Raw genomic sequence first — 8,313 nt, 5'->3', positions numbered from 1 at the left:
GTTATCAGTTATCAGTTATCAGTTATCAGTTATCAGTTATCAGTTATCAGTTATCAGTTATCAGTTATCAGTTATCAGTTATCAGTTATCAGTTATCAGTTATCAGTTATCAGTTATCAGTTATCAGTTATCAGTTATCAGCCATCAGCTTTTATTTATCCGATTAATTAGCCATTTTTCTAGTTATTATCGCCTTGCTCTAGCTGAAGGCTGATGGCTTCAGCTAATTACCTAGAAAATTCCCTTGAAACCCTGTTCTTTTCTAGAAGTGATAGCAACATCTCCCGAGCCGCTCTATGAAAATCAGAAAATTTTCTATATTTTTGCATCCGATTCTAAGTTTTCAATTAACCTTAAATTAAAGCCCTAAGTAGGTGGGTGGAATTAAATATAAGATGAACGTAGGTTGGGTTGAAGCATGAAACCCAACGCCCGCATAGTTTACGCTACCGCTAAACCATCCTACAAATAATTGTGCCTCCCTACTTAGGACTTAGATAGAAGCCATTCAGGAGACAAGGATATTTATGAAAGCCAAAATCGCGATCGCTTGTCAGGGGGGTGGCAGTCAAACTGCTTTTACTGCCGGTGCCTTGAAAGCATTATTTGACAATAAAGTGCAAGATTACTTTAATATTGTCAGTCTCAGTGGTACTTCTGGGGGTGCTATCTGTGCCTTTTTCACCTGGTATGCTCTCAAAAAAGGTGATAGCGTCGTTTGGAAAAGAATGATTGATTTTTGGGAAGATAATAGCGCTCGAACTCCCCAAGAACAACTATTTAATGACTCAGCTATTAAAGCTCTAGAATTAGCCAGCAAAGGATTAATTCCCCAGTATAATCTCAGTCCTTCCTCTCCGATTACTAAAACCTTATTTTCTATAGCTACCTATGGTTTACGCAGTCGCTTTACCAACTTTGATCAGTTACTAAGAGCGCATATTGATTTCTCGGAATTAGCCACTTGGGGAGCTAAACCAGAACCACCAATTTTATTAATGGGGGCCTGTAATATCCTGACAGGAAAATTAAGTAAATTTAACTCGCGCCAGGAAGCAGTTAAAATTGAACATATCCTAGCTTCTGCTTGTGTTCCTAACATTTTTCCTGCTGTCACCATTGAAACTATGGCCTACTGGGATGGACTATTTTCTGATAATCCCCCCATCCGTTCTTTAATTCGCCGTGAATTTGTTGGAGTCGAAAATATTCCCGATGAAATTTGGGTAATTAAAATTAATCCCACCTCCAGAGATAAGATCCCCGTGCAATCCGATGATATTGCCGATCGCCGCAATGAATTAGAAGGCAATGTTTCCCTATTTCAAGGTCTCGATCAGATTGACTTTCTCAATCAATTATTTCTCAAAGGAGCCTTTAAAGAGGAATTTTTGAGCGAGATCGGATTAACAGAACCATTAAAAATTCCTAAATCTTTCCCAGAAGATCCCGATCAGAATTATCATATTCCTATGATCGAAATGTCGGCGGAATTAGCCAATAGTCTCAACTATGAAAGTAAACTCGATCGCTCTCCTGCCAATATCCAGCGTCTGATCGCTGACGGCGAAAAACAGGGAAAACAGTTTCTAGAACATCGACTAAAAGCTATGGGTTTAAGATAAGGTTTGCTGGAAAAGCTTTCCACTATCCTATACTTTTTAAACAGGATTTAGTATGACTACTGGCTACGGACTCCTAACCCTAACAACAATTTTTGATTTTTACAAGAGGTCTAATGATCACTGATTTTCATTGACTAATACCCGTCCAGATAGATCGTAAATCATAATATCCCATTGCCCATTTTTTGCCGCTTCAAAAGCCACTTTAGAACCATCGGCACTGATGATCGGATTGCGTACTTCCGCGAGGAGATCGGGAGCAATTTCCCTTCTCTGTTCAGTTTGTCGATCGTACAGATAAATAGTCGTTTTTCCCTGACGACTAGCAGTAAAAACGATATAACGACCATCTTCACTAATGGAAGGACTAGAAGCGATCTGATCGAGAGAATTTAGGCCGGGTAAAGGCAGTAAACGGCGATCGATGGCATCAAAAAGATAGATAGCTTGGGAACCATTGCGATCGGAGGCAAAAACGAGATAGCGAGAGGCAAGATAGGGAGTTAATTCACTAGCAGCACTATTTAAACTTCTCCCCCCTCGATCGAAAGGAAAAGACAATAAACTGGGATAACCCGCACATCCAGTTAACAAACTAATTACAGCAACAAGACTAATAAAAAAATAACGTTTCACGGTTTGGGATTTTCAACGGGACTGCCATCGGCAATATCTAACTCGATATTCGGACCGCGATCAAGAACCTCCACATCCCATTGTCCCCGACGAGCGGATTCAAAGACAAGATAACGACCATCGGGACTAAGACGGGGATTTCGCAACCAACCGCGATAATTTTGACTCAATAACTCAGAACGATCGGTAATGCGATCATATAAAGCGATGACGGGACGACCTTCAATAATCACCACATAAGCCAGATAACGCCCCGTTTGGCTTAAACTAGGGCTATCGGTAATTTCTTGACCAGTATATAATCCCCCTAGGGTCTGGTATTGTTTTGTCTGCAAATCATACAGCAGAATCTGATTACTACCGCGACGATTAGACAGCAAAGCAAGCCAACGACCATCACCGCTCAGGGCAGGTTTTTCGTCATTATAGCGACTATTGAGGGTTCCTGTAGATAAACCGGGGTTATTGAGATTACAACCGCCTATAACCCCTAAAAACAAGCAGATCAACGGCAAAAAGGGAGCTTTGGTCATTGGACCTAATCCTTAATAATCAAACCTAGTCGGATGATCATTACTCGACTCCCGTTCACTATTATCCGGTCTCTCCCAATCGTCTCGATCGCTCGTATCGCTAGGATCGATCGGTTGATAATCGACGTATTCCCCTTTAAATGGCGGATCATCCTCAATTATTGGGCGAGGACGACGTTTTTGGCTAGTGCGGGGCGGTTTACTGCTCGTCTCTTCACTAGCGGGACGACGACGGGGACGGGAACTGGTTTCTTCCCAATCATCACCGCTACGGCGCTGATCATAAACATCTCGATCGCTAGTGGGGGAACTATTGCGGGGACGACGATTACTGGTTTTGCGAGTGCTAGTATCGGCCGGCCGACGGGTGCGGGTGCTGCGGGGTTCCTCGTCCTGATAACTAGAAGTAGAAGTGCGCGAAGAGCGAGGATCATCGTAACCGCGTAAACGGGGATTATCTTCGTAACGTTCCTCCGGTTCGTAGGTGTCGAGGGGTTCCAATTCGGCCCGATATTCCCGACTCACAGGACGTTCATCCACAAAAGACGTGCCGCGGCGGGCCTGTTCCGTGGTTAAACCCCGTAATTTTACCGTCTCGAAGGCAAAAAACACCGCTGCCCCAGTCAGCAAAAATTGTCCGAATTGCAAAATCGGATCCAGTCGCCACCCTTGAAAAAGTAGAATTAAACCGCACAGTAAACCAACGGCGGCAAAAAATATATCATGATCGCGGGAAAGTTCCGGCCGCACCGAGCGCAGGAAGTATAACCCGGCTCCGGCCACTGCCAGAAAAATTCCTAAGATACTGGCCGAATTCAGCCCAAAATTGACCATTTTTATCTCCCTTCTCGGTGCTTAAATTTAAGAATCGAGTCTTTATCTCTAGCCGTCAGCTTTCAGAAGCAATCCTGCTGTTTTTAACTCTAGGCATCGAGCTATATTCTAACCCCAAAGTCCAGCAATATATTAACCACCCTCGTTCACACAACTACTGTTAGGGGAGTGCGGAGATTTTATCAGTGATCAGTAGAGTTCTTGCATGATTAATTTTTGAGAGTGCGAAAATGAGAAAAATAGGCATAAAACTGCATAAAATTACTAAATAGAGCATTTAATTGATTAATGCTCATTCTTAATTCTCCTGACGACCAGCTACTGGCTCCGTTCGGCTGATCTCACGACCGAAGCCTGACTCCTCACCTAAGGTCAGATTTTTGATTTTTGCAAGAGGTCTAGTGAACAGTAATCAGTCAACTGATAACTGATAACTGATAACTGATAACTGAAAAGGCTGATATTTTAACAAAATCTTTAGGTTTTGCCTATTGACAGGATTGACTAAATGTGATGAATGGGTTTCGGGCATTTTAACCTGATTTCTTGATCACTTTTTAGCGATCGCTAAGTCTGAAAGGAGAGATTTTCATCGATGCACATCATGGTTAATTTGTCAAGTGCGTAAGTCCTAATCTTAATAACATTCAGACAGAAATTTTTCTGTCATATCATAAAATTAACTTAACCCAGCCAAGGGGGAATTAGCATAGAATATCAGTATAATTCAGGCTAAACATATAGTCTGTTTGTATTCATAGTCCATTCAATCCATAAAATAAGGTGTGAGGATTGACCCATGTCAAAACTATTCAAGAATTTAGTAAAGGTAACTCCTTTAGTATTAGGGGCTTCCGTGGCGGCTGCTGGCAGCGCAGTGGCTCAAACTATGCCGGGGACACCTCAACTTAAAATTGATCCGGCTGCGCAACAACAACTTGATCGTATTCAGAGTGCCCAAAATAGTCAGCAGATTAATACGAGTGTCTATCAAGGTTCCATGTCCCAGGTGACTAGCGTTAACCAACTGCGGGACGTATCTCCCACCGCTTGGGCCTACGAGGCATTAAGAAGTCTTGTGGAACGTTACGGTTGTATCGTTGGTTATCCCGACCGTACCTTCCGCGGTGATCGCGCCACCACTCGTTGGGAATTTGCCGCAGGTTTAAACGCTTGTTTAAACGTTATGGAACGTTTAATTCAAGATGGAGTCGGGGTACTCAGAGAAGATATCGATAAATTAAAACGTCTTGTTCAAGAATTTGAAAGCGAACTAGCGGCTTTAGGGGCTAGAGTAGATAACCTGGAACAGCGCGTTGCTTTCTTGGAAAACAATCAATTTTCCACCACCACCAAACTCAGAGGCGAGGTAATCTTCAGTATCGCCGATAGCTGGGGTGGTCAAGCTTCCATTACCAATACCGACGGGACAGTTACTGATGGCAGCAATCAAGATCAGACCCAAGCAGTGTTTAATAACCGGGTACGACTCAACTTTGAAACCAGCTTCACCGGTAAAGATTTGTTAAGAACCCGTTTACAAGCAGGTAACTTTAACACCACTTTCAACCAAAACGGTCCGACGAGAACCAACATGACCCGTCTAGCATACGATGACGGTCGTGACAACGATGTCACCATCGATGACTTGTTCTACCGCGCTCCCATCGGTACTCCCTTCGGTAAAATCACCGTTTGGGTTGGTGCTAACCAGTTAAACCTAGATGACGTTTTTATTACGGCGAACCCCTTCCTCGCCGATAGCGGTACAGGTGCTTTATCTCGCGGTCAACGCTACAATAACATCGTCTTCCGTGGTCCTTCTGGTGTTGGTGCGGCGGTCAGATTTAATATCGGGGATGTTTTCCAAGTCACAGGAACCTACCTAGCTGATGGTGGGACTAATGGAGCCAGCAATCCTAACCCGGGTAGCGGTTTATTTAACGGTTCCTACAGTGCGGGTGCTCAGGTTGGTTTCTCCTTCATCAAATTTGCCGATATTAACTTCGTCTATGTTTACAGTTATCAAACTGCGGCCAGTATGAGTTCTGGTTTATTCGGTAACGTCAGCAGCCCTCTGACTGAGCGTCCCTTTGGTAACGTTGGTACTACTGCTAACCGTTTCGGTCTTCAGGCGAGTGCCCAAGTTATCCCAGGAGTCTTAAATCTAGCGGCATGGGGGGGTTATGCCAATGCCTCGGCTACTGGTGTTAATAATGCGATCGGAGATGATAACACTAACATCTGGTCTTGGAACCTTAACCTTTCCGTTCTCGATCTCTTTGCCGAAGGTGCGGCCCTTTCTCTTGGAGGTGGTCAAGTACCCCGTTCCGACAAGGAAGATGGCACTTCCTACATGGTAGAAGCTCAGTATAAGTTCCCAGTCACCAAAAATATTCTGATTACCCCCGGTGCTTATGCGATCTTCAATGCTAACAACCGTAATAACGACACCATTTTTGTTGGTGTTCTCCGGACAACTTTCCGTTTCTAAGCTGAGTTGACGGACTTGAAAAAACGGTGGGATTTGTAGATCTCACCGTTTTTTTACTTTTAACTTTTCACTGGATATAACCATTTATGAGAAGATGATCGGAGCGTCCCAAACGCTGCTATATTTACTTCGCCTATTTAGTTGCTTATCTATGCACTCTCTGTCTTTCCCCCGTCGCACTAAAATTGTGGCCACGATCGGCCCAGCCTCGCAAAATAAGGAAACATTACGTCAGATGATCAAGGCGGGGGCGACGACATTTAGATTAAACTTTTCCCATGGCGATCACGATTACCATCGTCACAGCATTAACCTGATCCGTCAGTTAGCCTTTGAACTCAATCAACCGATTGGCATCCTTCAGGATCTGCAGGGACCAAAAATTCGTTTAGGTAAATTTGCCTGTGGGTCGATTACCCTGAAACCAGGGGAACATTTTATCCTTACTTCTAGGGATGTGGAATGTAATCAGGAAATAAGTTCCATTAGCTATCCCTCTCTTGCCCAAGAAGTCCCAGAAGGTTCGAGAATTCTCCTCGATGATGGTAAGGTCGAAATGCGGGTGGAAGCCGTGGATCGTCTGAAAGGAGACCTGTCCTGTCGCGTGGTGGTTGGGGGTGTCTTATCCAGTAATAAAGGGGTAAATTTTCCCAACGTTTATCTGTCGGTAAAAGCTTTAACCGATAAGGACAAAAAAGATTTAATGTTCGGACTGTTGTGGGATGTGGATTGGATCGCCCTTAGTTTTGTGCGTAATCCCCAAGATATCCTCGAAATTAAAGAATTAATCGCCAGTGCGGGTAAATCTATCCCCGTAATCGCTAAAATTGAAAAACACGAAGCGATCGAGGAAATGGGGGAAATTTTATCCCTCTGTGATGGTGTGATGGTGGCTAGGGGGGATTTAGGAGTAGAATTACCAGCCGAAGACGTGCCAATCCTGCAAAAACGCCTGATTAACACCGCTAATCAGCTAGGCATCCCGATTATCACCGCCACTCAAATGCTTGATAGTATGGCCAGTAATCCCCGGCCTACCCGCGCCGAGGTTTCGGACGTAGCTAATGCGATTTTAGATGGCACTGATGCGGTCATGCTTTCCAATGAAACGGCTGTAGGTCATTATCCCATTGAGGCGGTGGCAACCATGGCCCGCATTGCCGAAAGGATCGAACGGGAACAGATCAATAGTGCCGCTCGCTCTAACAATAAACAATCGATTCCTAACGCTATTTCCTCGGCAGTCAGTCAAATTGCCGAACAATTGGGGGCAGCGGCAATTATTACCCTGACAAAAACTGGCTCTACTGCCCGTAATGTCTCCCGATTTCGCCCCAAAACCCCGATTTTAGCCGTTACTCCCCATCGCGAAGTGGCACAGCAGTTACAGCTAGTTTGGGGTGTAAAACCGATGTTATTACTCGATTTACCCTCCACCAGCCAAACTTTTCAAGTGGCGATGAATCTTGCTCAGGAAAATAACCTCCTCGCAGATGGTGATTTAGTAGTGATGACGGCGGGAACTCTGCAAGGGGTGGCCGGTTCCACGGATTTAATTAAAGTGGAAGTGGTAAAATCCCTTTTGGGCAAAGGTACGGGTATCGGCCAGGGTGTGGCTAGTGGCCGGGCGCGAGTGGCCCATAATGCCCGAGAAGTGGGTAGTTTTAGTAGTGGGGAGATTTTAGTCGTTCCCACCACCAGCGCCGAATATGTGGATATGATGCGGAAAGCTGGCGGAATTATCACCGAAGATAATGCGATGAACAATCACGCCGCTACTATCGGTTTAAAATTGGGTATTCCTGTGATTGTCGGGGTTAAAGATGCCACGAAAATTATCCGCGAAGGGGTAATCATTAGTCTCGATGCTCAACGGGGTTTGATTTATTCTGGTATTGGCAATGGCGCCGCAACTATGAAAAACTGAGTCGGTTATCAGTATTCTCCGAGTCAGGAGTCAGGAGACGCAAGACAGGAGACAGGAGACAGGAGACAGGAGACAGGTTTTATTTATTCTCCCCACACCCTACACCCCAGCCCCCCCGATGTCGGGTAGGGCTGTTTCATTTAAATTAATTACAGCTGATTTTGAGTCAATAAATTTGACCGAAGATTCTCAAGTTTATCTTTTTCTAATCAAAAGAGTTAGTCACAATAACTAATCTTTAATCCTCTGCCAAATTTATTATGA

The 8,313-nt window shown here is 44.4% G+C and carries 7 protein-coding genes; 4 read left to right on the top strand and 3 right to left on the bottom strand.

Annotated elements, in window-relative coordinates; genetic code table 11:
* The coding region (locus tag O9324_RS20915) for a hypothetical protein (protein WP_353851730.1) at positions 1 to 214 on the top strand (214 nt) is incomplete at its 5' end.
* A gap of 313 nt (positions 215 to 527) precedes the next feature.
* Positions 528 to 1,625, top strand: coding sequence for a patatin-like phospholipase family protein (locus tag O9324_RS20910; RefSeq protein ID WP_288141207.1), 1,098 nt, complete (start codon positions 528 to 530; stop codon positions 1,623 to 1,625).
* Positions 1,626 to 1,742: 117 nt separating this feature from the next.
* Here O9324_RS20910 and O9324_RS20905 read toward each other — a convergent pair whose 3' ends face one another.
* Genes O9324_RS20905 through O9324_RS20895 form a run of 3 tightly spaced genes read right to left on the bottom strand, consistent with a single transcriptional unit; the run spans position 1,743 to position 3,628 of the window.
* Positions 1,743 to 2,261 carry a TolB family protein gene (locus O9324_RS20905; RefSeq protein WP_288141206.1) on the bottom strand — a complete coding sequence of 173 codons (519 nt, stop codon included), beginning with the start codon at positions 2,259 to 2,261 and terminating at the stop codon, positions 1,743 to 1,745.
* Positions 2,258 to 2,794 carry a TolB family protein gene (locus O9324_RS20900; RefSeq protein WP_002768738.1) on the bottom strand — a complete coding sequence of 179 codons (537 nt, stop codon included), beginning with the start codon at positions 2,792 to 2,794 and terminating at the stop codon, positions 2,258 to 2,260. The genes O9324_RS20905 and O9324_RS20900 overlap by 4 nt, the downstream gene beginning before the upstream one ends.
* A gap of 12 nt (positions 2,795 to 2,806) precedes the next feature.
* Positions 2,807 to 3,628: a Ycf66 family protein gene (locus O9324_RS20895; RefSeq protein WP_287627892.1), complete on the bottom strand. Its 822-nt coding sequence runs from the start codon at positions 3,626 to 3,628 to the stop codon at positions 2,807 to 2,809.
* A 799-nt stretch (positions 3,629 to 4,427) separates the two neighbouring features.
* Here O9324_RS20895 and O9324_RS20890 point away from each other — a divergent pair.
* Positions 4,428 to 6,122 (top strand): iron uptake porin, encoded by a 1,695-nt coding sequence (locus O9324_RS20890; protein ID WP_288141205.1) that lies wholly within the window; start codon positions 4,428 to 4,430, stop codon positions 6,120 to 6,122.
* A 151-nt stretch (positions 6,123 to 6,273) separates the two neighbouring features.
* Positions 6,274 to 8,049: a pyruvate kinase gene (gene pyk / locus O9324_RS20885; RefSeq protein WP_002768751.1), complete on the top strand. Its 1,776-nt coding sequence runs from the start codon at positions 6,274 to 6,276 to the stop codon at positions 8,047 to 8,049.
* Positions 8,050 to 8,313 lie beyond the last annotated feature (264 nt).

The organism is Microcystis sp. LE19-84.1B (genome assembly GCF_027531875.1).
Lineage (GTDB): Bacteria > Cyanobacteriota > Cyanobacteriia > Cyanobacteriales > Microcystaceae > Microcystis > Microcystis panniformis.
This window is presented reverse-complemented; position numbering and strand designations above follow the sequence as displayed.